At 41.2% G+C, this 25014-nt stretch carries 19 protein-coding genes; 5 read left to right on the top strand and 14 right to left on the bottom strand.

Translation table 11 applies throughout. From position 1 onward, the window contains the following. Positions 1-112 precede the first annotated feature (112 nt). The 8 genes from carB to ribF all read right to left on the bottom strand — a co-directional run bounded on the left by carB (position 113) and on the right by ribF (position 11838). The gene (gene carB, locus PSF28_RS05270) at positions 113-3334 is read right to left on the bottom strand and encodes a carbamoyl-phosphate synthase large subunit (RefSeq protein WP_210836645.1); all 3222 of its coding nucleotides are present in this window, start codon (positions 3332-3334) and stop codon (positions 113-115) included. 15 nt (positions 3335-3349) lie between these two features. Beyond that, positions 3350-4513 carry a glutamine-hydrolyzing carbamoyl-phosphate synthase small subunit gene (gene carA, locus PSF28_RS05275; protein ID WP_210836643.1) on the bottom strand — a complete coding sequence of 388 codons (1164 nt, stop codon included), beginning with the start codon at positions 4511-4513 and terminating at the stop codon, positions 3350-3352. A 445-nt stretch (positions 4514-4958) separates the two neighbouring features. After that, the gene (gene dapB, locus PSF28_RS05280; protein ID WP_272684744.1) at positions 4959-5780 is read right to left on the bottom strand and encodes a 4-hydroxy-tetrahydrodipicolinate reductase; all 822 of its coding nucleotides are present in this window, start codon (positions 5778-5780) and stop codon (positions 4959-4961) included. 290 nt (positions 5781-6070) lie between these two features. Then, a complete protein-coding gene (ispH, locus tag PSF28_RS05285) occupies positions 6071-7024 on the bottom strand; it encodes a 4-hydroxy-3-methylbut-2-enyl diphosphate reductase (RefSeq protein ID WP_210836637.1) in 954 nt (317 codons plus the stop codon). After that, entirely contained in the window at positions 7005-7475 is a 471-nt protein-coding gene (gene fkpB / locus PSF28_RS05290; RefSeq protein ID WP_004905629.1) for an FKBP-type peptidyl-prolyl cis-trans isomerase, read from the bottom strand. The genes ispH and fkpB overlap by 20 nt, the downstream gene beginning before the upstream one ends. An 82-nt stretch (positions 7476-7557) precedes the next feature. Continuing rightward, positions 7558-8061, bottom strand: coding sequence for a signal peptidase II (gene lspA, locus PSF28_RS05295; RefSeq protein WP_109911860.1), 504 nt, complete (start codon positions 8059-8061; stop codon positions 7558-7560). Further along, entirely contained in the window at positions 8061-10871 is a 2811-nt protein-coding gene (gene ileS / locus PSF28_RS05300; RefSeq protein ID WP_272684745.1) for an isoleucine--tRNA ligase, read from the bottom strand. Before ileS ends, lspA begins: the two co-directional genes overlap by 1 nt. Positions 10872-10899: 28 nt before the next feature. Then, the gene (ribF, locus tag PSF28_RS05305; RefSeq protein ID WP_272684746.1) at positions 10900-11838 is read right to left on the bottom strand and encodes a bifunctional riboflavin kinase/FAD synthetase; all 939 of its coding nucleotides are present in this window, start codon (positions 11836-11838) and stop codon (positions 10900-10902) included. Between the two features lie 589 nt (positions 11839-12427). Between ribF and rpsT the strand changes: the two genes are divergently transcribed. Next, on the top strand, positions 12428-12688 hold the full coding sequence (gene rpsT, locus PSF28_RS05310; RefSeq protein WP_004914688.1) for a 30S ribosomal protein S20: 261 nt from the start codon (positions 12428-12430) through the stop codon (positions 12686-12688). Positions 12689-12742: 54 nt separating this feature from the next. On the opposite strand, the gene nhaR is transcribed toward rpsT, so the two are convergent. Both nhaR and nhaA read right to left on the bottom strand, forming a co-directional pair. Then, positions 12743-13663 carry a transcriptional activator NhaR gene (gene nhaR / locus PSF28_RS05315; protein ID WP_004914690.1) on the bottom strand — a complete coding sequence of 307 codons (921 nt, stop codon included), beginning with the start codon at positions 13661-13663 and terminating at the stop codon, positions 12743-12745. Between the two features lie 190 nt (positions 13664-13853). Then, positions 13854-15029 (bottom strand): Na+/H+ antiporter NhaA, encoded by a 1176-nt coding sequence (gene nhaA, locus PSF28_RS05320; protein ID WP_210836629.1) that lies wholly within the window; start codon positions 15027-15029, stop codon positions 13854-13856. A gap of 391 nt (positions 15030-15420) precedes the next feature. Here nhaA and PSF28_RS05325 point away from each other — a divergent pair, with 391 nt between their 5' ends. After that, the gene (locus PSF28_RS05325; RefSeq protein ID WP_210836626.1) at positions 15421-16269 is read left to right on the top strand and encodes an EamA family transporter; all 849 of its coding nucleotides are present in this window, start codon (positions 15421-15423) and stop codon (positions 16267-16269) included. A 122-nt stretch (positions 16270-16391) separates the two neighbouring features. Continuing rightward, positions 16392-17792, top strand: coding sequence for an amidohydrolase (locus PSF28_RS05330; RefSeq protein WP_210836623.1), 1401 nt, complete (start codon positions 16392-16394; stop codon positions 17790-17792). Between the two features lie 63 nt (positions 17793-17855). Here PSF28_RS05330 and dnaJ read toward each other — a convergent pair whose 3' ends face one another. Further along, positions 17856-18992, bottom strand: a complete 1137-nt coding sequence (gene dnaJ / locus PSF28_RS05335) for a molecular chaperone DnaJ (RefSeq protein ID WP_109911858.1) — start codon at positions 18990-18992, stop codon at positions 17856-17858. A gap of 110 nt (positions 18993-19102) precedes the next feature. Next, a complete protein-coding gene (gene dnaK / locus PSF28_RS05340; protein ID WP_004914699.1) occupies positions 19103-21019 on the bottom strand; it encodes a molecular chaperone DnaK in 1917 nt (638 codons plus the stop codon). Positions 21020-21354: 335 nt separating this feature from the next. Between dnaK and satP the strand changes: the two genes are divergently transcribed. Then, entirely contained in the window at positions 21355-21921 is a 567-nt protein-coding gene (gene satP / locus PSF28_RS05345; RefSeq protein ID WP_004905651.1) for an acetate uptake transporter, read from the top strand. A 79-nt stretch (positions 21922-22000) separates the two neighbouring features. On the opposite strand, the gene mog is transcribed toward satP, so the two are convergent. Together mog and tal are read right to left on the bottom strand one after the other, a co-directional pair. Next, positions 22001-22582 carry a molybdopterin adenylyltransferase gene (gene mog, locus PSF28_RS05350; RefSeq protein ID WP_004914701.1) on the bottom strand — a complete coding sequence of 194 codons (582 nt, stop codon included), beginning with the start codon at positions 22580-22582 and terminating at the stop codon, positions 22001-22003. Positions 22583-22773: 191 nt separating this feature from the next. Beyond that, complete coding sequence (gene tal, locus PSF28_RS05355) at positions 22774-23727, bottom strand: transaldolase (protein WP_210836618.1); 954 nt, start codon at positions 23725-23727, stop codon at positions 22774-22776. Positions 23728-24111: 384 nt separating this feature from the next. Between tal and yaaA the strand changes: the two genes are divergently transcribed. Then, the gene (yaaA, locus tag PSF28_RS05360; protein WP_272684747.1) at positions 24112-24888 is read left to right on the top strand and encodes a peroxide stress protein YaaA; all 777 of its coding nucleotides are present in this window, start codon (positions 24112-24114) and stop codon (positions 24886-24888) included. Positions 24889-25014: the final 126 nt, after the last annotated feature.

Here is a 25014-nt window from a genome sequence, read left to right on the forward strand (position 1 = left end):
ACCCACAATATCACCAGACAATTATTTTCTCGCTAGCGATAATTTAAAAGTAGCCATAAAAAAGCCCCAGTAAATTGAATACTGAGGCTTATATAAGTAATTTATTAAATAATTACTTTATTAATGCATGCATTTCTTGTACGGAGATTACCGTATCTGTTGGATCCGCACTGAGCGACATCGTGGTCGCAAAACCGCCATTCAACGTCGTGTCATAGTGAACCTTGTAACGCAATGCACTGCGGCGAATTAATTTTGAATCTTCAATGGCTTGACGACCTGCGGTGGTATTCACAATGTAATCATATTCACCATTCTTAATTCTATCTTGAATGTGTGGACGACCTTCATGAACTTTGTTGACAAGGCGCGGGTTAATCCCAGCCTCTCCTAACACAATCGCCGTACCGTGAGTGGCATCTAATTCAAAGCCGTGTTTTAACAGCTTAGCGGCTAAATCAACCACACGTGTTTTATCCCCTTCACGCACGGATAACAGTGCACGGCCTGATTTTTTCATCGTCGAGCTACTGCCTAACATCGCTTTAGCAAATGCTTCTGCAAATGTCCGGCCGACTCCCATTACTTCACCTGTTGAGCGCATTTCAGGTCCAAGAATTGGGTCAACCCCAGGGAATTTATTAAATGGTAATACGACCTCTTTTACAGAGTAGTATGGTGGAATAACTTCTTCCGTTACTCCTTGCTGTGTCAAAGTTTGCCCCACCATCACTCGCGCTGCAACTTTCGCTAATGGCACCCCGGTTGCTTTAGAGACAAAAGGCACAGTCCTTGCGGCACGTGGATTGACTTCAATTAAATAAACTTCGTTATTTTTGACGGCAAACTGCACGTTCATCAAGCCACGTACACGTAACTCGAAGGCAAGGTTGCGGACTTGTTCGCGCATCACATCTTGGATTTCTTGGCTAAGTGTATATGCAGGTAGTGAACATGCAGAGTCACCAGAGTGCACACCAGCTTGCTCAATATGCTCCATGATACCGCCAATCAGCACCATCTCACCGTCACAAATCGCATCTACGTCAACTTCAACTGCGTCGTCTAAGAAACGGTCAAGTAGCACTGGCGCATCGTTAGAAACGCTCACCGCAGTTTGGAAATAGCGACGCAAATCGATTTCGTCATACACGATTTCCATTGCTCGACCACCTAACACATAGGATGGGCGAACAACCAGTGGATAACCAATAACAGCTGCTTTTTCAACTGCTTGCTCAATAGCAGTGACAGTTGCATTCTGTGGCTGCTTTAAGTTCAAGCGATTAACGGCCTGTTGGAAACGTTCACGATCTTCTGCGCGGTCAATGGCATCAGGACTCGTACCAATAACAGGAACACCTGCAGCTTCCAACGCTCTAGCTAATTTTAATGGTGTTTGACCACCATACTGCACAATCACACCTTTTGGCTGCTCGATACGTACAATTTCCAGCACATCTTCAAGAGTGACAGGTTCGAAATAGAGGCGGTCTGACGTGTCGTAATCGGTTGAAACAGTTTCTGGGTTACAATTCACCATAATGGTTTCATAGCCGTCTTCACGTAACGCTAAAGATGCATGTACACAGCAATAGTCAAATTCAATCCCTTGCCCAATTCGGTTTGGCCCACCGCCTAACACCATCACCTTCGGTTTAGCATTATTTGGGTTGGACTCACACTCATCTTCATAAGTGGAATACATATAAGCCGTATCTGTTGCAAACTCTGCCGCACAAGTATCAACACGTTTATAAACAGGATGTAAATCATAGCTTTGACGTAGTTTGCGTAGCTCTGCTTCAGAAACACCGACTAAACTTGCCAGACGTGCATCTGCAAAACCTTTACGCTTAAGTACGCGTAAGAAGTCCTTAGTTAGGCCATTGATGCCTAATTCAGCCACTTCTTCTTCTAAACGTACCAGTTCTTCGATTTGCACTAAGAACCAGCGGTCAATATTGGTTAAATTGAAAACACCATCAACAGAAAGACCGGCACGGAATGCATCCGCGATAAACCAGATACGTTCTCCACCTGCATCTTTTAATTCACGACGGATGCGAGTTAGTGCTTCAGGGTCTTCTTGGGCCACTTTCGGGTCGAAGCCTGTTGCGCCTACTTCTAAGCCACGTAATGCTTTTTGCATTGATTCTTGGAATGTGCGACCAATAGCCATCACTTCGCCGACAGATTTCATTTGCGTTGTTAGTCGGTCATTCGTGCCCGCAAATTTTTCAAAGTTAAAACGTGGAATTTTTGTCACAACATAGTCAATGGAAGGCTCAAATGATGCCGGAGTACGGCCACCAGTGATGTCATTCATTAACTCATCAAGGGTATAACCCACCGCTAATTTTGCCGCAATTTTTGCAATTGGGAAGCCAGTCGCTTTAGAAGCAAGTGCTGATGAGCGCGAAACCCGCGGGTTCATTTCAATAACAATTAAACGCCCATCTTTAGGGTTTACCGCAAATTGAACGTTAGAGCCGCCCGTTTCAACACCGATTTCACGCAATACTGCCATCGATGCATCACGCATGATTTGATATTCTTTATCGGTCAATGTCTGAGCAGGAGCTACAGTGATAGAATCACCCGTGTGGATCCCCATGGCATCGAAATTTTCAATTGAACAAACAATAATACAGTTGTCTTTTTTATCGCGGACAACTTCCATTTCGTATTCTTTCCAGCCAATTAACGATTCATCAATCAATAATTCATTAGTGGGGGACAAATCTAAACCGCGAGTACAGATTTCTTCAAACTCTTCACGGTTATAGGCAATACCACCACCGGTGCCTCCCATCGTAAATGATGGGCGAATAATACAGGGAAAGCCGACCGCATCTGCAACGGCATATGCCTCTTCCATATTATGTGCAATACCTGAGCGTGCAGTGCCCAAGCCGATTTTTTTCATTGCTTTATCAAAACGTTGGCGATCTTCTGCTTTATCTATTGCATCTGCCGTTGCCCCAATCATAGTGACACCGAACTCGGCTAAAACGCCTTTACGCTCTAATTCAAGCGCACAGTTCAGTGCGGTTTGGCCACCCATGGTTGGTAATACTGCATCTGGGCGCTCTTTTTCAATGATTTTACGCACAACTTCCCAGTGAATCGGCTCGATGTAAGTTGCATCTGCCATTTCTGGGTCAGTCATTATTGTCGCAGGGTTCGAGTTAACTAAGATTACGCGGTAGCCTTCTTCACGCAGTGCTTTACATGCTTGAGCACCTGAGTAGTCAAATTCACATGCTTGGCCAATCACAATCGGGCCGGCACCTAAAATCAGAATGCTTTTTATATCAGTACGTTTTGCCATTTCTTTTGCTCCCGATTATTGTGCGTTTTGACGAGGTGTGTTCTGACGGTATTCATTAATTAATTCAATAAAATGGTCGAATAAATTTGCCGCATCATGTGGCCCTGAACTTGCTTCTGGGTGGCCTTGAAAACTGAATGCTGGTTTATCCGTACGGTGAATACCTTGCAATGTTCCATCAAACAGCGACTTGTGAGTCACTCGCAGTGTGTCGGGAAGTGTCGATTCGTCAACAGCAAAACCATGGTTTTGCGCCGTGATCATCACCACATCTTTATCTAAATCTTTAACTGGATGGTTAGCACCATGATGGCCAAACTTCATTTTTATGGTATTAGCGCCACTTGCCAGGGCAAGTAACTGGTGCCCTAAACAGATACCAAATACTGGAATTTCTGTGGTTAAAAATGTTTCAATGGCCTTGATGGCGTAATCGCATGGGGCTGGGTCACCAGGGCCATTTGATAAGAAAATACCATCAGGATTCATCGCCAATACAGTTTCTGCGGGTGTTGTTGCTGGTACCACGGTTAAACGGCAGCCACGGTCAACTAACATACGTAAGATATTGCGCTTCGCACCGAAGTCATAAGCGACAACATGTAAAGGGAGTTCATCCGCAGTTTTTGCGCCTTGCTGGCCATTTTCCAGCGTCCATGAACCTTGGGACCAGTTATAAATCTCTTTAGTGCAGACTTCTTTTGCTAAATCCAACCCATTCAAACCTGAAAAACTACGCGCTTTTTCCAATGCCAGTGCAACATCCGGGTTATCACCCGCAATGATACAACCGTTTTGAGCGCCTTTTTCTCTCAGTAAACGTGTCAATTTACGTGTATCGATATCTGCAATCGCCACCACATTATGGCGTTTTAGATATTCAGATAACCCTTCTTGCCCGCGGAAGTTACTGTATACCAATGGTAAGTCACGAATGATTAAGCCTTGTGCATGAACATTTGGAGATTCTTCGTCATCAGCATTAGTGCCGACATTACCAATATGGGGATAAGTGAGAGTAACAATTTGGCGGGAATAGGAAGGGTCTGTAATTATTTCTTGATATCCGGTCATCGACGTGTTGAAAACGACTTCTCCAACAGCAGCGCCTTCTGCACCGATAGCACGCCCGTGGAATTGGGTTCCGTCTTCCAGAACCAATATAGCTGACTTAATCAAAACACCCTCCGGAGAATAATAAATCACGTTTTTTGCATATTAATTCAGATTTTGCGATCTAAATCAATGCCAAAATGAGTTTTTAAGCAAATTTTTGGCAAATTGCGCGCATTCTAATGATGAGATAGGGTCTTGTCTAGAAAAAAATGCATTTTTTTCACTTTTATCTTACTTTTTTACTCAACTACCTCACTTTTAGTTGGATGAGTAGTATAAATCATAGTAAAAATGAATTAGTAAACGGTTGCAAAGCAAGATAACTAGTTTATTGATAATAACCCAGCTAAAAGAAGGAGGAAAGGATAATTAACGAGCAAAATTAGAGGTAAAAACAACGAAAATATAAATTAATGTTGATTTGAATATAAATATTTCAAATCAACATCAAATAAATATTTATTGAATGTAACCAGATAATTTATAATAAAAAAAACAAATAAAAACACTACAAATCATCAAGACTTAATACATCTTTCATATCATATAACCCACTATTTCTAGCACAAACCCAACCTGATGCCTTAATTGCACCATTTGCAAAGGTCATGCGGCTAGAGGCTTTGTGAGTAATTTCAACTCGCTCCCCGATATCCGCAAACATGGCGGTATGTTCACCCACAATATCCCCAGCTCGGATAGTTGCAAAACCAATGGTTCCAGGTTCTCGCTCTCCAGTGTAGCCTTCACGGGTGTATACGGCACACTCTTTTAAATTTTTGCCCAGCGCGCTAGCAATAGATTCCCCCATGGCTAAAGCAGTACCTGATGGCGCATCCACTTTATGGCGGTGATGAGCTTCAACAATTTCAATATCTGTGTAATTTCCCATTACTTTTGCTGCTTTTTCCAGTAATTTCAGTACTACATTGACGCCAACACTGAAATTTGCTGCAAAGACAATAGGAATAGATTTCGCAGCTTCAGCAATGGCTCCCTTCCCTTGCTCATCAAACCCTGTCGTACCAATGACCATGGCTTTTTGGTTGGCTTTACAAAATGCTAAGTAATGCAATGTGCCTTCTGGACGCGTAAAATCAATAACCACATCAAAATCATTAACAACCTGGTCAAGTGAATCAACAATAGAGATACCTAACTTACCGATACCTGCGAGTTCACCTGCATCGGTTCCGATAAGTGACGAGCCTTCACGCTCAATCGCTGCCCCCAGTTGAATTCCATCTTGTTGTTGTGCGGCTTGGATTAGCTGGCGTCCCATACGTCCACCTGCACCAACTATTGCGACACGTACCACTGAATTTGCCATGGTTTATCCTTTTTTAATTAATGCAAATATATAAATTTGAACTGTTGTTTAGGATAAAAAGGCTATTTTTACCCACAGTTTAGAAATGATTGTGATACAGATTAACTATCCTGACTGTATTCTGCTAGCAAAAATGCAGAGTTATTAACAAAAGCGTAGAAAGCATAAAGATTATCAGTAAAAGTTTTAATTGAGAGAAAATGCGAAGGGAACAACTTGAATAAAAAGGTTAAAACAGCCGCAAAGATAGGAATGATAAAGCGGCTGTTCCTGTAATTAAAACCAAATGATTAATTAATCTCTTTGACCTCAACTCTTAATTCTTTAGGGACTTCAAAGACGATATTTTCTTCACGCCCTTGCAATTCAACAACCGAGTCGGCTCCTAACTCTTTAAGTCGATCAATGACTTGCCTAACTAAGATGTCTGGTGCTGATGCCCCCGCAGTTAAGCCAATAATATTTTTATCTGCTAACCATTCCGTTTTAATATCTTCTGCACCATCAATTAAAAATGCAGGTTTTTGCATGCGCGAAGCTAATTCCGCTAGACGATTTGAGTTTGATGAGTTTTTAGAACCGACGACTAAAACAATATCAGCGCGTTCTGCAAGTTCTCTCGCTGCCTCTTGGCGGTTAGTCGTTGCATAGCAAATATCGTCTTTACGAGGCCCTACAATGCTTGGAAAGCGAGAGGTCAGTGCATCAATAACATCAGAGGTATCATCAACAGAAAGCGTTGTTTGTGTCATGAAAGAGAGATTATTTTCATCTTTCACTTTTAATTTCCAAACATCTTCAGGGCTTTCAACAAGATACATCCCGCCTTCAGGGTTACTGTATTGACCCATCGTGCCTTCGACTTCTGGATGCCCTGCATGCCCAATTAAAATGGCTTCTTTGCCTTTACGGCTCGCTCGTGCAACTTCCATATGAACTTTCGTCACCAAAGGACAAGTGGCATCAAATAACATCGTTAGATCGCGAGAACGCGCTTCTTGGCGAATGGCTTGAGAAACGCCATGCGCAGAAAAAATCAAGATTGACCCATCAGGTACTTCTGAGATTTCTTCAATAAAAATAGCACCACGTTGACGTAAATCATCAACAACATAACGGTTATGAACCACTTCGTGACGAACGTAAATCGGAGCACCATATAGTTCTAATGCCCTTTCTACGATGCTAATTGCGCGGTCTACGCCAGCACAAAACCCACGAGGGTTAGCCATTAATATTTGCATTGTGATTCTCCAATTGCGGATCTACTTCAAGCACTTCGATATCAAAACTAATCTGCTGCTCAGCGAGAGGGTGGTTAAAATCAATAGTAATCGACTCACCTTCAATTGATTTTACTACACCTGGCATTTCACTGCCATTCATCGCGGTAAATAGCATTATCGTACCAATTTCAGGAATGCCTGTTTCTATAAAGTCACGCAATGAAAAATATTGAACTAAGTCAGGATTATGTTTCCCAAAAACAGTGTCTCCGGGCAGCGAAAAACTTTTCTTTTCACCTTCATTAAGGCCAATCAATTGAGCTTCAAGTTCTGGCGATAAGGAGTCATTCCCTAAAACAAACAACGCAGGCTTTCCTTGTGCATGCGAGGAATCAGCCGTAGAGCCATCTTCCAATTTCAGTGTGAAATGCAGTAAAACAGAGCTCTGCGCCTGTATTTGAGTAGACATAAACCAAACCTATTTATCATAAAATTCAGCCCAGAAAATCTGGGCTGTGAGTTATTATATTCTAACCTAGTGCGCTGCCATTTTATTTGGCTTTTTCTTGCTTTGATTTATCTGGTAGGAAACCTTCTAAAATCACAAGAGCTGCACCAATACATATCGCCATATCCGCTAGGTTAAATGTCGGCCAATGCCAATTACCAACGTAAAAATCAAGGTAATCGATAACGAAGCCATGGACTAAACGGTCGCTTAAATTACCGATAGCACCACCAATAATCAATGCATATGCAATGTTAGATAGGCGTTTTTGTGCACTTTGGCGATACATCATAACCATTAAGATAACGGAGATCCCAATTGCAATACCTGCAAAGAACCAACGTTGCCACCCGCCTTCATCAGCCAAGAAACTAAATGCCGCGCCAAAATTTTGCGCATACATTATGTTAAAAAATGGCATTATCGGATGCGGTTCATACAAATTTAGGTCACTAAGCACTAATTGCTTAATGCCTAAATCCGCAACGATGATCACAATGGTTAACCATAACCAACGCAAACCGGTAGAACAAACTGGCGTCTTCATTAAGCAAACTTACGTGTTTCGCCGTTACCGGCTACGTTAGTGACACAGCGACCACAGATTTCTGGTTGCTCGCTTGAAGAACCGATATCACTTGCATAATGCCAGCAACGTGGGCATTTTTCACCCGCTGCTTTACTGAAAGCAATTTTCAGGCCTTTCAATTCACTTTCTTGTGCATCTGCTGGAGCTGTTGCAATATCAGCCACATGAGCTTGTGATGTCAGTAAAACAAAGCGTAATTCATCACCCAGGCTTTGCAGTTTTTCTGCCAAAGTTTTATCTGCATACAATGTCACTGCAGCTTCTAATGAGCCCCCAATGAGCTTATCAGTACGCGCTTGTTCTAAGACCTTATTCACTTCACCACGAACCGCCAATAGCTCAGTCCAGAAGTTGTTGTTCATTTCATTTGATTCATCTAAACCAAATAAACCGTCATACCACTCTTCGGTAAGAACAAATTGAGCGCGTTTTCCTGGTAACTCATTCCAAATTTCATCGGAAGTGAAGGACAGAACCGGAGCCATCCAACGCACTAACGCTTCAACAATATGGAATAACGCAGTCTGGCAGCTACGACGCGCTAAACTATCACTTTTCGCCGTATATTGACGGTCTTTGATGATATCCAGATAGAATGACCCCATTTCAATGGAGCAGAAATGCATTAATCTCTGGATAACAGACAAGAAGTCATATTCATCATAGGCTTTAGCAATTTCTTGCTGAGCTTCTAACGCACGACTTACCGCCCAACGGTCTAAAACCACCATATCTTCTGGTTTCACCATGTCGGTTTCAGGATTGAAACCACTCAGGTTAGCCAGTAAGAAACGTGCAGTATTACGAATACGGCGATATGAATCAGCAGCACGTTTTAAAATTTCATCTGAAACTGCGATTTCGCCAGTATAATCCGTTGATGCAACCCATAAACGTAAGATATCTGCACCCAGTTTATTCATTACATCTTGTGGGCTTACTGTGTTGCCTAAAGATTTAGACATTTTGCGGCCTTGGCCATCAACAGTAAAACCATGTGTCAACACTTGGCGATAAGGTGCTTTCCCTTTCATTGCTGTTGATAACATCAATGATGACATAAACCAGCCACGATGTTGATCCGACCCTTCAAGATACATATCCGCTGAATTACCATGGAATTCAGGACGAGCATCCACAACCGCAAAGTGCGTTGAGCCAGAATCAAACCACACGTCTAAGGTATCAGGTACTTTACGATATATTTCAGCTTCATCACCCAACAGCTCAGCAGGGTCAAGATCCCACCATGCTTGGATGCCATCCACTTCAACACGCTTAGCCACTTCTTCCATTAATTCTAATGTGCGAGGATGTAGCTCTTCAGTGTCTTTATGAACAAACAACGACATTGGGGTACCCCAAGTACGTTGACGAGAAATACACCAGTCAGGGCGGTTTTCAACCATAGATTCAATTCGTGCACGTCCCCAGCCTGGGATCCATTGAACAATATCAATTTCTTTCAGAGATTGTTCACGTAAGCCGTTTTTATCCATGCCGATAAACCACTGTGGCGTAGCACGGAAGATAACTGGAGTCTTATGGCGCCAACAACATGGGTAGCTGTGTTGAATCGCTTGTTTGTACAGTAACGCGCCTTTTTCGTTCAATAATTCAACGATAAGGTCGTTAGCTTTAAAAATAAATACGCCATCTAATGTTGGGTAAGTATTTGGTAAGAAGCAGCCATCTGGGCCCACAGGGTTAGCCGTTTCTAAGCCATATTTCTGGCCGACAATATAGTCTTCAGGACCGTGGCCTGGTGCGGTATGAACAGCCCCCGTACCTGCGTCTAATGTCACATGATCGCCCAAAATAGCAGGAACATCAAAGCCCATAAATGGGTGCTGGAAGCGCAACAATTCTAATGCTGAACCTTCGCATTCACCAAGAACTTCCCATACGGAGATACCCGCAGTTTTCATCACGTCTTCAACGAGGTCTGCGGCTAAAATGACTAACTCGCCATTTGCATCGACCAAGTTATATTTGAATTCAGGATTTAATGAAATTGCGCGGTTTGCTGGCAATGTCCAAGGTGTCGTTGTCCAAATAACCAGCGACGGAGTTTTGTCACTTACCACACCAAATTTTTCACACACGGCCTCGCTATCTACAGCTGGAAAGCGAACGTAGATAGACGGTGATGTTTTGTCGTAGTATTCAACTTCAGCTTCCGCTAATGAAGAACCGCAAGCTGTACACCAGTGAACAGGCTTTGCTCCTTTCACTAAATGGCCGTTTGCAATAGTTTTCGCCAACGCTCGAATAATGTGAGCCTCGGTTTTAAAATCCATTGTTAGATAAGGTTTATCCCACTCACCTAAAACACCAAGACGCATGAAATCAGCTTTTTGGCCTTCAATTTGCTCTTTAGCGTATTGGCGGCATTGTGCACGAAATTCAGCGGCGGAAACTTTTTCCCCTGGCTTACCAACGATTTGTTCAACTTTATGTTCAATCGGTAATCCATGGCAGTCCCAACCTGGGATGTATGGGGAATCATAACCCGCCAACCCTTTGGACTTAATAATAATATCTTTGAGAATTTTGTTAACTGAGTGACCAATATGAATACTGCCGTTAGCGTACGGAGGACCATCGTGCAGAATAAAGGTTTTCTTGCCCGATTTTGCTTTACGGATTGCCTGATACAAACCTTCTTTGTACCAGCGCTCTAACATCTGTGGTTCGCGTTTAGCGAGATCGCCACGCATTGGGAACCCTGTTTCTGGTAGATTCAGGGTATTTTTATAGTCACTCATCGATTCTCAGTTCCAATTTTCCGCTAAATTATCTGATTCCTATTGCAGTAAGATACTCTCTCGCTGCAATTACATCATTAGCAATTTGCTCCTTAAGCGCTTCCAACGAAGCAAACCGCTGCTCATCACGTAATTTCTTACGTAACACTACATCGATATGACGCCCATATAAATCTATATTTGCATCAATCAGATGAACTTCTAACTGTGTTCCTTTTCCAGATACAGTCGGACGTGTGCCAATATTTGCCACACCAGGTAGAGGCTTATCACCTAAACCGTAAACTTCTACAGCATACACACCAGTAACTGGTGTGACTAAACGTTTTAATGGTAGGTTTGCTGTTGGAAAACCTATTGTTCTGCCAAGTTGATTACCATGAACCACTCGCCCGCTAATACGATAAGAATGCCCTAATAGGCTTTCAGCTAATTCAAGATTGTTTTCTTGAATCGCTTTTCGTATCGCTGTACTGCTAATACGAAGCCCTGAATCACAGAAGCTTTCTGTATCTGCAACTTCAAAACCAAATTCATCACCTGCTTGCTGTAAAAAAGCAAAGTCCCCCATGCGATTTTTCCCAAAGCGGAAATCATCGCCAATAGCGAGATACTTTACCCCAAGCTTACTGACAAGTAAGTCAGCAACAAACTCAGCGGGTGTTAATGATGCAAAGTGCTGGTTAAATTCAACACATAAGAGGTAATCAATACCACTGTCTGCAAGATATTTAACTTTGTCTCGCAAACGCGTCAAACGCGCAGGCGCTTTGTCACCAATAAAAAATTCAAGGGGCTGAGGTTCAAATATCATCACGACAGTTGGTAACCCTAACTGCGCTCCCTTAAGTTTCAAATTTTGAAGTAAAACCTGATGCCCACGATGGACACCATCAAAATTACCGATAGTCAGCACGCTACCATGATGGCACGCCCGGATATTCTGTATACCGCGAATTAGCTCCATAACAGGCTCAATACCGAGGAAATTGTAGGATTATACCTTGTACGACGCATAAGGTTAACCTTAGTTCGCAAAAGGTTTCATTAAACCCTATTTTTTTGATCTCTACACGATTTATTAACCACTATTTTTATGTAATTAGTGGGTTATTACGCTCCCCAAACAGAGCAATTGGATTCGAACATCAAAAACTTTGGGGTAACCAATGGATTATCAATACAACAAATTTGTTCCAAGGTCTCTAAAAATATTATATTTTTATGTTTTATACTTCAATGGTTATAACCAAACGGTCAAAAAGAACAAAAAACAGCCATAACATGCTTGATTTTCATACTACCCACTGATTGATAGACTAAAAAACATTTTTCATCTTAATTCTTTTTAAATTTCTGCCATCAATTACGCATTTTTTCACGCTAAGATCTGTATTCTTCTTATATTTGCTGATAGAATCTTGCACCATTCACAGCGCATGAGCATCGAAGTACACGATGTTTATTTGCACAAATCCATTGACAAATGAAGGGCGAAAGGGCATATTCCTCGACCTTTGAATTGTCCTCAATAGAATACATTTGGGAGTTGGACCTTGGCTAATATCAAATCAGCTAAGAAACGTGCCGTTCAGTCAGAGAAACGTCGTCAGCATAACGCTAGCCGTCGCTCTATGGTACGTACTTTTATCAAGAAAGTTTACCTTGCTATCGCTGCAGGCGATAAAGAAGCTGCTCAGAAAGCATTCAATGACATGCAACCTATTGTTGATCGCCATGCTACTAAAGGCCTGATCCACAAAAATAAAGCAGCACGTCATAAAGCTAACTTAGTTGCTCAAATCAAAGCAATGTAATTTTGCTTCTTGATTAGCTTAAAAAACCGGCTTATGCCGGTTTTTTATTTGTCGCTATTTTTTATCTAAGCTATCAAGCGGCACTGAAAATAAATCTGAAAAATCTTTATTACACACTCGCTGTACTGCTGGGTGCTGGATCATTCTCTCTGCAAAAATAACGTAATACTCTTCTTTTACGCTCTCTAAACGGCCTAACTCTACAATATCTTCGCCACCTAGAAGATCAGGTGTATACTGCGATGGAGCTACAAAAATCGCGTTATAATGCATACCAAATGCTTTCATAAGTGCCGCATCATCAAACTCACCTAACACTTCAACTTGTAGATTTTTATTTCGTATCCAAGCTAAGATATGCCTACCTAACAAATATCGCCGCCCAGGAATTAATAAACGACGTTCCTCTAAACACTCAGGAAATGGCTTTTTAGGGATCGGCTGACGGCAAAAGAAACTCATATTACACTCGCCCAATTTCACCGAAAACAAACCTTCTTGCTGCGATGAGTCAACTGGGCAGTCAGACAAAATCATGTCTAATTTATGTTGGCTGAGCTGTTCTAATAGCAATTCATGTGTTGATTCAAAACAACGCAAATGAATTTGTTCATGCTCTACAACTGTAGTTTCTAATATTTTACTAACTAACTGTTTTGATAGCGTATCCGCAACCCCGACATCAAACAGTAGATTGGATTCGCGGCTATAATTAACAATATCTAGCATTTCTTGGCTAAGCATGAACATTTTATCTGCATAGCGAAAAATTAATTGCCCAAGCTCAGATGGCACCAGACCTCGCCCCTGCCTTTTGAATAATTTTCCACCTAATCGTTCTTCCAATGCTTTTATTTGCCCTGTAATTGTCTGAGGAGTCAGGTAAAGCGCTTCTGCTGCTCCAACGACAGAGCCTTCTTTACATACATGCCAGAAGTAGTAAAGATGGTTAAAATTAAGATGTGAAACCCGCATATCGATTCCTTTTGTACCACCACTAGCTAGACAAACGACTATTGACCATACACATTTACCCGCAGCTCATATTTCTCAGAGCCTTTAAAATGAATACCGTAGTGTATTTAAAAACACACTACGGTATATCATAGATTATTAGTTCGGAAATTCTTACTAATAATTTACAAAATTAAATATTGAGCTGGTACTAAGTCAGTTCTTTTTGTTTCGGTAACACAACTCTTAACATAAAGTAACCTAAAAATGCAGCTAACGTAGAGCCAAGCAAAATACCTAGGCGTGAATAGGTACTATACACCTCATCGAGTCCATCAAATGCGAGGCCGGTTATAAAAATAGACATAGTAAAACCGATCCCACACAATACAGAAACGGCAAAAACTTGTTTTAAGTTAATCGACTCAGGCAACTTTGCAAACCCAAGTTTTACCGAAATCCAACTAAACAGAAAAATCCCAATGGGTTTACCCAAAATTAGCCCTGCGGCAACGCCTAATGGCAGTGGGCTTAATAAACCTTCTAATGTTACACCTTGAAGCTGTACACCCGAATTAGCAAACGCAAAAATAGGTAGAATTAAGTAAACAACCCATGGGTGTAAGACGTGTTCCAATTCTTCTGAAGGCTTGGTCTGGTTAGTACCATGTAAAGGAATCAAGAAGCCAACAATGACCCCAGCTAATGTGGCATGAACCCCAGATTTCAAAATACACACCCATAATATTAACCCAATAACTAAGTAAGCAGCTGTATTCTCTACTCTACGCCAATTCATCATACAGAGAATAGCAATACACAATGCTGAAAGCCCCAATGCAACCAAAGAAACAGAACTTGTATAGAAAAAGGCAATAATCACGATAACACCAAGGTCATCAATAATAGCCAATGCTAATAAGAACACCTTAAGCTCTGTTGGCACCCGCTTACCTAATAAAGCCATCACACCTAAAGCAAATGCAATATCTGTCGCTGCTGGTATTGCCCAGCCTTGCTGAGTAACTGCATCTCCTCCGTTGAATAACAGATAAATTAGTGCAGGGGCAATCATTCCCCCTAATGCCGCAATTGCTGGAAATATCGCTTTATCACGCCCCGCAAGGGATCCTTCCAGTAACTCACGTTTTACTTCAAGGCCGACCACCAAAAAGAAAATCGCCATTAAGAAGTCATTAATCCATAATATCAGAGGTTTATCTAAACCAAATTCTGATATCTTAATTGATACAGGAATATCTAAAAATTGCTGATAAGCCCCTTGTAATGGCGAGTTAGCCATCATTAAAGCGACTATGGCAGCAATAATCAGGAGTAAGCCCCCTGCTGCTTCTAACCTTAAAAATTTACGAATAATTGCTGTCATATAGTTAACCCCAATATATTTTTGAATGTTAATACTATGCTAATCATTAATTCGTAAAAAGTCGTTTATTCATCAGAAACGAATCGGAATTATCGAGTAATTTAAGTTAAGCGTCACAGAGAATGATAAAGAAACGTTAATTTTACTATAGACAACTTTTATAAAAACAAATAACAAATTTTGTTAAAAATGGACTTTATAATTTCAATTTTTTATTACAGTACCCAACCTACATTTTTCAAATATCACAAAATAATTATGCATCTTCTTTTCTCGATACCTTTCATGAAGATTTTAAATGTGGGAGACTACTTGCAAGATATTTGCAAAGCGCTTCGCAGAAAAAATGCGATTAGATTGCCAATAAAAAACTCAAGATTACAATTCACTAATGACAACTCACGTACTCTTTGCCGTACTTTTTGCCGCTTTTTGCCATGCAAACTGGAATGCCATTGTTAAATTTGGCAATGACCGCTTTTTCGGTTTAGTCATGATTTCTGTTTTTTCTGGCATCTTAACGCTACCAGCAATATTTTGGTTAGGCCTGCCATCACCAGAAGCCATCCATTGGCTAGCTTTATCGGTATTATTTCATATTGGCTATACCTATTTTTTAAGCCAGGCTTATACACATGGTGATTTAAGCCAGATATATCCCATATCACGAGGGTCTGCGCCATTAATGACTGCACTACTCGGTGCTTTGCTATTTAGTGAGCTAATTCCATTAATGGGCCTTATTGGTGTTTTATTTATCATTTCTGGCGTAGTGCTTATTGCCTTTGCAGGGAAGAAATTCACTTTAAATATCAAAGGAAAAGCTCTGGCTTTTGCCATATCAACTGCCTTTTTTACTGCCTGCTATACCTTATCTGATGGCTATGGTGCCAGAGCAAGTGAAGACCCTGTGGTGTATACACTTTGGTTATTTCTATTGAATGGGATTGTGTTAGCTGTACCTGGCTTTATCAAATATCGTGGTACCCTAGTTGTTGGAATTCAACAATACTGGCGCTCTGGGTTACTTGGTGGGTTAATGCAACTGATTAGCTATGGTATTGCCATATGGGCGATGAGCCAAGCACCCATTGTCATGGTCGCTGCAATTAGAGAAACTAGTGTGCTATTCGCTATGTTCCTATCTATTGCTTTTCTTAAAGAAAAATTCAACGTCATGCGAGTCGTTGCCTGTGTTGTTATTGTTTTTGGTGTTTTATTAGCAAAATTAAGTCATTAATAAAATTATTATTATTTAAATGTTCAGTTACCAAGCAATCAATTTTGTTTTAATTAAAAATAGTATTATTTCTTTTTATTTACCTATAGTTTTTATATTTTCTCACCAGATATGAGGCCAAAATGTCGCTTTTAAAATCTTTACTAGCTATTTCCATTATTAGTGCTTCTTTTTCTAGCTTTGCAGCTACACCCGCTGACATCATAATTGTAGATGGCACCATCTTAACAATGAATGCTCAAAAACAGGTTATTGACCATGGTACGGTTGTCATCAAAGGCAATAAAATTATTGCCGTTGGTGGCCCTGAGCTTACTCAACGTTACCAAGCACCTAATGTACTAAATGTTGATGGTGATATTGTCATGCCAGGGCTAATTAATACGCATACACATGCATCTATGACCGTATTTCGTTCTTTAGCCGATGACGTACCAGACCGTTTGCACCGTTATATCTTCCCATTAGAAAATAAAATGGTCTCCCGTGAAATGGTTCGAATTGGGGCAAACCTTGCTAATGTAGAAATGATTAAAGGGGGTGTCACAACTTACGTTGATATGTATTATTTTGAAGATGAAGTGGCTAAAACCGTTGATAAAATTGGCTTAAGAGCTGTCCTTGGTGAATCTGTTATTCAATTTCCTGTCGCTGATGCGAAAAATGCGGATGAAGGCATCAATTATGCTGTAAACTTTATTAATCAATACAAAGATCACCCACGTATCACTCCTGCTTTTGCTCCCCATGCACCCTATACCAACACAACAGAGCATTTACAAAAAATAGCAAAATTATCTCAAGAACTTGATGTTCCCGTGATGATCCATCTAGCGGAAACCGATCGTGAGCAAGAAGAGATCGCCAAACGCACTGGTGGCAAAAGCCCCGTACAATATATGGCAGACATAGGTGCACTGAACAATAAAGTAATAGCTGCCCATGCCATTATGGTTGATGAAAAAGATATGGATTTGCTCAAACAATATGATGTTGGTGTTGCACATAATATCAGTGCGAATACTAAGTCCGCTAAGGGTGTTGCCCCTGTGACAACCATGCTTGAAAAAGGGATCCGTGTTGGCTTGGGAACTGACGGACCAATGTCGAGTAATACGTTGACGACGTTAAATGAGCTGAATTTAGTGGGTAAGATTCACAAACTGGCAAATAAAGATAGAGCAGCGATGCCACCAATCACTGTTGTTGATATGGCGACAATGGGCTCTGCGCGTGTGTTACACATGGAAGATAAACTGGGCTCTCTCGAACCTGGGAAATTAGCTGATCTTATTGTTATTGATACTAAATCACCTAATATGGTTCCTATGTATAGCCCATATGCTGCGCTGGTATATGGGGCTAATGGAGCCAATGTCCGCCATACCATAGTTGATGGCAACATATTGATGCAAGACCGTAAAATACTGACTGCTGATGAAAATTCAATTATCAAAGAAGCTCAAAATTTTGCCAATAAAGTCCGCGAAACCGTGGTTGCTAGCGGTGAAGTTGTAAAATAAGATAAAAAAATGGCTGACTTGGCAATATGCTCAGTCAGCCATTCTCGTTTAATTAGCCACTCATTATTTATTTGTTAAATCATCGAAGAATTTTTTCACACCATCTAAAAAGCTTTTAGAGCGTGGGCTGTTTTTCTCACCGCTCTTTCCACCTAATGATTCACCAAATTCTTTGAGTAACTCTTTTTGTTTCTCATTCAGCTTAACGGGTGTTTCAACAACAATATGGCACATTAAATCACCTTGCAGACCACCACGTACCGATTTCACACCTTTCCCTTTCATGCGGAAAATTTTACCAGTTTGAGTTTCTGCTGGGATTTTCAGTTTTACACGCCCATCGAGGGTTGGCACTTCAATTTCGCCGCCCAGTGCTGCATCAGCAAAGTTAATCGGCACCTCACAGTGCAGGTTATTACCATCACGCTCAAAAATATTATGAGGTAACACATGAACCTGAACGAATAAATCTCCTGCTGGTGCTCCGTTTTCTCCGGCCTCACCTTCCCCTGATAAACGAACACGGTCCCCCGTATCGACACCCGCTGGAATTTTAACTGACAGTGTTTTATATCTTTCAACACGGCCATGACCATGACATTTGTTGCATGGATCTTTGATTACTTTACCGCGACCATGGCAAGTTGGACAAGGCTGTTGTACAGAGAAAAAGCCTTGGCGCATATGGACTTGGCCCATACCGTGACAGGTTGAGCATGTATCCGCACTGGTTCCCGGTTTCGCACCATTACCATGACAAACGTCACAGGTTTCTAAGGTCGGAATACGGATTTCTTTGGTCACTCCACGGACAGCCTCTTCAAGAGTCAGTTCCATGTTGTACTGTAGGTCAGAACCACGGCTTGGGCGCTGCTGTCTGCGGCCGCCTCCAAAAATATCACCGAAGACGTCACCAAAGATATCACTAAAGTCAGCGCCACCACCAAAGCCGCCGCCTCCGCCCATTCCGCCTTGCTCAAACGCTGCATGACCATATTGGTCATAAGCGGCGCGTTTTTGCTCGTCAGAAAGAACTTCGTAAGCTTCTTTAATTTCTTTAAATTTACCTTCTGATTCTTTATCCCCCTGATTACGGTCGGGGTGATGCTTCATCGCTAAGCGCTTATAAGCTCGCTTAATATCTTTATCTGAAGCATTTCTTTCGAGGCCTAGCACCTCATAAAAATCTCTTTTCGCCATTCTATTTACCCTTAACATGCGGAACGGGCGTAGAGTTCCCTCGACGCCCGTATCCGGTATCAGTAACCATTAACTAGCATTTGCTACAGCTACTGCGCCCGCTAAGGGCATTATTTTTTATCTTTGTCGTTAACTTCTTCGAATTCAGCATCAACAACGTCATCATCTTTCTTCGCTTCTGCGCCAGCAGCACCACCCGCTTGCGCTTGAGCTTGTTGCTGTGCGATTTCCAGAAGTTTTGCAGATGCAGTGACTAAAGCTTGGATTTTCGCTTCAATATCCGCTTTATCTTCACCTTTTGCTGCCGCTTCTAATTCAGAAGTTGCTTTTTCAATATTCGCTTTATCTTCAGCTGGTAATTTATCACCGGCTTCTTCAATTTGTTTACGAGTACCGTGAACTAATTGGTCAGCTTGGTTACGAACCTGAACTAACTCTTCAAATTTACGGTCAGCTTCAGCGTTTGCTTCTGCGTCACGTACCATTTTTTCGATTTCCTCGTCATTCAGACCTGAAGAAGCCTTAATGGTGATGTTTTGCTCACGTCCGCTATTTTTATCTTTCGCAGAAACATGCAAGATACCATCAGCATCGATATCAAAAGTCACTTCAATTTGTGGCATACCGCGTGGGGCAGGTTGAATACCATCTAAGTTAAACTGACCCAGTGATTTGTTGTCACTTGCACGTTTACGCTCACCTTGCAGAACATGGATAGTTACCGCTGCTTGGTTATCTTCCGCTGTTGAGAATACTTGGCTATGTTTCGTTGGGATAGTGGTGTTCTTCGAGATTAACGAAGTCATCACACCACCCATGGTTTCGATACCTAAAGACAGAGGAGTTACGTCAAGTAACAGAACGTCTTTAACATCACCCGCTAAAACACCACCTTGTACTGCCGCACCCATTGCAACTGCTTCGTCAGGGTTCACGTCTTTACGTGGTTCTTTACCAAAGAAATCAGCAACAACTTTTTGAACCATTGGCATACGTGTTTGGCCACCAACTAAAATAACGTCGTTGATTTCGCTCACGCTTAAGCCCGCATCTTGCAGTGCAACTTTAACTGGCTCCATAGAACGCTTAACTAAATCTTCTACCAGTGACTCTAATTTCGCACGAGTCACTTTAATATTCATATGTTTAGGACCTGTTGCATCCGCTGTAATGTACGGCAGGTTAACGTCTGTTTGTTGTGCAGAAGACAGCTCAATTTTTGCTTTTTCTGCAGCTTCTTTCAGACGTTGCATCGCTAACGGGTCGTTACGTAGGTCAACACCTTGTTCTTTCTTAAACTCTTCAACTAAGTAGTTGATTAAACGAGTATCGAAGTCTTCACCACCTAAGTGAGTATCACCATTGGTTGCCAAAACTTCATAGGTTTTTTCGCCATCAACTTCATCAATTTCGATGATTGATAAGTCAAATGTACCACCACCTAAGTCATAAACCGCAATAGTACGGTTACCCACTTCTCTATCTAAACCATATGCTAATGCCGCAGCTGTTGGTTCGTTAATGATACGTTTTACTTCTAAACCAGCGATACGACCAGCATCTTTAGTCGCTTGACGCTGAGCATCGTTAAAGTAAGCAGGTACAGTAATAACTGCTTCTGTTACAGGCTCACCTAAATAGTCTTCAGCTGTTTTCTTCATTTTTTTCAGAACTTCAGCTGAAACTTGTGGCGGAGCCATTTTTTGGCCTTTCACATCTAACCAAGCATCGCCGTTATCAGCCGCAATGATTTTATATGGCATGATAGAAACGTCGCGCTGAACTTCTTCGTCTTGGAAACGACGACCAATCAAACGTTTGATTGCAAATAAAGTATTTTCTGGGTTAGTCACAGCCTGACGTTTTGCTGGCTGACCTACTAAAATTTCACCATCTTGAGTGTACGCAATGATGGAAGGAGTCGTTCTATCACCTTCGCTGTTCTCCAGAACACGAGCTGTAGTACCATCCATAATTGCAACGCATGAGTTAGTTGTACCCAAGTCGATACCAATGATTTTACCCATCTAAAACGCCTCCAAAGGAATTCTTTTCACTATGATTTCGATATCAATCTATATGAGGCTCAATATTTCATTTTCAAGGGAGTTTTCACTCTGAGCCTAAATTATTTTTCAATACGCAATAATTTGGATTGATATCAGTTGATGCTTTTAAGATGGGGTCACAAATTCATTCATCAAGGGGGAGAATCAAAAAAATTTGCATTTATTGCAAAAAAACCTGTCTTGTGATCATGGTTTAAACAATCAAAACTGCGTATGATGCGCCGCCGCTGTCACTTTGGCAAAACTTTCTATTTTTTATCTATTTGAATTTTATATATTTTACCAGAGGTTATATGCAGTCTAGCTCTCTTGCAAATCCAGGCCCACTTGGTTTACTAGGCTTTGGTATGACAACCATCCTGCTAAACATTCATAACGCAGGTTTTTTCCCTCTTTCATCCGTTATTTTAAGTATGGGCATTTTTTATGGTGGTATTGCTCAATTTATTGCGGGCCTGATTGAATACAAAAAAGGCAATACATTCGGTGCAACCGCATTTACTTCTTACGGGATGTTTTGGATTGCATTAGTTGGTCTATTATTTTTACCTTCAATGGGATTAGCTGAAGCAACTTCACCTGAGTTTTTAGGTGTTTTCCTCGCTATTTGGGGAATTTTTACCTTTTTTATGTTCTTGGGAACATTCAAAGCTAATTTTGTTTTGCAATTTGTCTTTGGTAGCTTAACTGTATTATTCGCTTTATTAGCGATTGGTAATATTACGGGAAATGCGGCATTACTAAAATTTGCAGGTTTTGAAGGAATTATCTGTGGTGCTAGCGCATTTTATTTAGCGGTTGCGGAAATATTAAATGAGCAATATGGCAAAACGGTATTACCGATTGGTCAACGTGGTTAAGTTTGACTAACGTATGTGATTTTATGCATTAAATATTATTAATCAGGTGAGTCAATGCTCACCTGATTATATTGAAATACTACTCAGAACGAATTGCTGATTTAGGTCTAAATGCCTTCACAACCGTAGGGTCTGTTTCCACATATGGGCCATCAAGCAATTGAATACAATAAGGAACACTGGCGAAAATACCAGAAACGACTACATTCCCTTCTTTGTCCTTTAAGCCTTCCAGAGTTTCCGCAATTGCTTTAGGCTGCCCTGGTAAATTTAAAATCAGAGCCTGATTGCGTATTACTCCAACTTGGCGTGATAATATCGCAGTAGGCACGAACTTTAGGCTAATTTGCCGCATTTGTTCGCCAAACCCCGGCATCTCACGGTCTGCAATCGCGAGGGTTGCGTCAGGTGTAACATCGCGACGAGCGGGGCCTGTGCCCCCAGTAGTTAGGACTAAATGGCAAGCAAATTCATCCACCAGCTCACATAATGTTTGCTCTATCATGATTTGCTCATCAGGGATCAGGCGAGTTTCGATGCGAAAAGGTGTTGTCAGCGTTTTGGCTAACCACTCCTCTAATGCAGGAATGCCTTTATCTTCATAAATACCGCTCGAAGCACGATCAGAAACAGAAACCAGACCTATGCGCAATTCATCCATACAAACCTCAAAGAAATTATTCAATCAAAAACTGTTCACTTAAGAATAAACAGGAGCGATATCATATCATGATGAATGATTGCATGCAGTGCCGAGGTGTTTTTATCTTTAAATTGAGAACTAACTCAATGAAAAATGGATATAAAAAAACCCAACCAACCGGCTGGGTTTTAACGAAAAAAAGAAATAAATTACAGTAAATCTGCAATCATTTTTTCCAGTTTCTCTTGGTCTACTGCAAACTTACGAATACCGTCAGACAGTTTATCAACCGCCATTGGATCTTGATTGTGCTGCCAGTAGAACTCTGCTTCTGTCAACTTAGCGCCTGGCTCTTGAGTTTTACCTGCATCTGTCAGTTTACGTACTAATTCACCCTGTGATTCTGACAGCTCTTTCAATAACCCTGGAGAGATAGTTAAGCGGTCACAACCTGCTAGTTCAATGATTTCACCCACGTTACGGAAGCTTGCGCCCATAACCACCGTTTTATAACCGTGAGCTTTGTAGTAGTTGTAGATTTCAGTAACAGAAACCACACCTGGATCTTCATGTGGCGCGAATTCTTTTTTATCTGTATTCGCTTTGTACCAGTCAAGAATACGGCCCACAAATGGAGAAATCAGGTATACACCCGCTTCCGCACAAGCACGTGCTTGAGCAAAAGAGAATAATAAAGTCAGGTTACAGTTAATGCCTTCTTTTTCCAGTTTCTCAGCAGCACGGATACCCTGCCAAGTCGAAGCCAGTTTAATCAGAATACGGTCATTACTGATGCCTGCATCGTTGTACATTTTGATTAAGTGACGCGCTTTAGCAATACAAGCTTCTTCATCATAAGAAAGGCGCGCATCAACTTCAGTAGAAATACGACCCGGAACTAATTTCAGAATTTCCAGACCGATATTAACAGCCAGCTTGTCACAAGCATCAACAATTTGTTGCTCGCGATTATTGCTTTGCTTACGTGCCCATTCTACCGCTTCATCAATTAATTTACGGTACTCAGGAATTTGTGCAGCATTTAAGATCAGCGATGGATTTGTGGTCGCGTCTTGTGGCTTGTAAAGCTTCATCGCTTCGATGTCGCCAGTATCAGCAACAACAGTTGTCAGACTACGTAATGAGGTTAGTTTATCGGTCATTTCTTTAATCTCGTTGTTATACCCGTCATATTTCAAGTTGTAGCGGTGTTGGCTACCTACAATTATTGCGAATGTAGTTGCGTTGGCTAACAAACTGCAACTTGAATTACTTTGCGTATTATAAAGGAATTGTGGCTATCGCCGCACCGTCTACAGATAATATCATGCATCCACATTGCTGCAAGCAAGTAAATCTAGTCAAAAGCAACTATTTGATTGGCAATCGATTTCGCTAACTAATTAGAAACTGAATCCTTTTAGCAAGTTATATTGTGCTGTTATTGTAATAAAGAATAATATTGGTTTGGCTTATCGTATCAATTAGCCAATTAGGCTGAATTTTTGCTAAAGTAAGCAGTATCATTCTTTATTAAGGGTCAAGTCATGCTTATTACAATTTCACCTGCAAAAACATTAGACTACGAAAGCCCACTTGCAACACAACAATATACTCAGCCTGAGTTACTCTCTGAGTCTCAAAAATTAATTAATGTCTGTCGTAAGTTAACCCCCGCGGATATCGCCAGTTTAATGAAAATTAGTGACAAACTTGCGGGGCTCAATGCCGCTCGTTTTGCAGAATGGCACGCGGACTTTACCCCAGAAAATGCACGCCAAGCGATCCTCGCCTTCAAAGGGGATGTATATACTGGTATGCAGGCAGAAACGTTTTCTAAAGATGATTTTAAATTTGCCCAGTCCCATTTACGCATATTATCTGGCCTTTATGGTGTTTTAAGACCGCTAGATTTAATGCAGCCTTATCGCTTAGAAATGGGAATTCGTTTAAAAAATACCCGTGGAAAAGATTTGTATGAGTTTTGGGGAGACATTATCACCAAGCAATTAAATCATGCATTAGCGGAGCAAAAAGACCAAATATTAGTCAATCTTGCCTCAGATGAATATTTCAAATCAGTGAATACAAAAAAATTAGATGGGCAGATTATTAAGCCTGTTTTTCTTGATGAGAAAAACGGCAAATACAAAGTTATCAGCTTTTATGCGAAGAAAGCGCGTGGCTTAATGAGCCGCTTTATCATCCAAAACAAATTAACGAAAACAGACCAACTAGCTGATTTTAATTTAGAAGGCTATCAATTTAATGAAAGCCAATCTAAAGGTAGCGAGTTAGTATTTACACGCCCAGAACAAGCTTAATGCACAAAACGTGGGAACTGACACACAACAGACACCCACGTATTTCAAAATACTTCATTCTTTTTTCGGGCTCAATCACAATTTACTCATAAACCTTCTCACTAAGCACGAATTAGCATTGATTCC

The organism is Providencia sp. PROV130, from assembly GCF_028482225.1.
In the GTDB taxonomy this organism is placed as follows: domain Bacteria; phylum Pseudomonadota; class Gammaproteobacteria; order Enterobacterales; family Enterobacteriaceae; genus Providencia; species Providencia rettgeri.

Bases quoted from the DNA above. Each gene is read 5' to 3' on its own strand.
- carB (WP_210836645.1), bottom strand. From the start codon at position 3,334: ATGGCAAAACGTACTGATATAAAAAGCATTCTGATTTTAGGTGCCGGC.
- mog (WP_004914701.1), bottom strand. From the start codon at position 22,582: ATGGATGAATTGCGCATAGGTCTGGTTTCTGTTTCTGATCGTGCTTCG.
- fkpB (WP_004905629.1), bottom strand. From the start codon at position 7,475: ATGTCTACTCAAATACAGGCGCAGAGCTCTGTTTTACTGCATTTCACA.
- satP (WP_004905651.1), top strand. From the start codon at position 21,355: ATGCAGTCTAGCTCTCTTGCAAATCCAGGCCCACTTGGTTTACTAGGC.
- dnaK (WP_004914699.1), bottom strand. From the start codon at position 21,019: ATGGGTAAAATCATTGGTATCGACTTGGGTACAACTAACTCATGCGTT.
- nhaA (WP_210836629.1), bottom strand. From the start codon at position 15,029: ATGACAGCAATTATTCGTAAATTTTTAAGGTTAGAAGCAGCAGGGGGC.
- dnaJ (WP_109911858.1), bottom strand. From the start codon at position 18,992: ATGGCGAAAAGAGATTTTTATGAGGTGCTAGGCCTCGAAAGAAATGCT.
- PSF28_RS05330 (WP_210836623.1), top strand. From the start codon at position 16,392: ATGTCGCTTTTAAAATCTTTACTAGCTATTTCCATTATTAGTGCTTCT.
- dapB (WP_272684744.1), bottom strand. From the start codon at position 5,780: ATGGCAAATTCAGTGGTACGTGTCGCAATAGTTGGTGCAGGTGGACGT.
- ribF (WP_272684746.1), bottom strand. From the start codon at position 11,838: ATGGAGCTAATTCGCGGTATACAGAATATCCGGGCGTGCCATCATGGT.
- nhaR (WP_004914690.1), bottom strand. From the start codon at position 13,663: ATGCGGGTTTCACATCTTAATTTTAACCATCTTTACTACTTCTGGCAT.
- tal (WP_210836618.1), bottom strand. From the start codon at position 23,727: ATGACCGATAAACTAACCTCATTACGTAGTCTGACAACTGTTGTTGCT.
- PSF28_RS05325 (WP_210836626.1), top strand. From the start codon at position 15,421: ATGACAACTCACGTACTCTTTGCCGTACTTTTTGCCGCTTTTTGCCAT.
- lspA (WP_109911860.1), bottom strand. From the start codon at position 8,061: ATGAAGACGCCAGTTTGTTCTACCGGTTTGCGTTGGTTATGGTTAACC.
- yaaA (WP_272684747.1), top strand. From the start codon at position 24,112: ATGCTTATTACAATTTCACCTGCAAAAACATTAGACTACGAAAGCCCA.
- ileS (WP_272684745.1), bottom strand. From the start codon at position 10,871: ATGAGTGACTATAAAAATACCCTGAATCTACCAGAAACAGGGTTCCCA.
- ispH (WP_210836637.1), bottom strand. From the start codon at position 7,024: ATGCAAATATTAATGGCTAACCCTCGTGGGTTTTGTGCTGGCGTAGAC.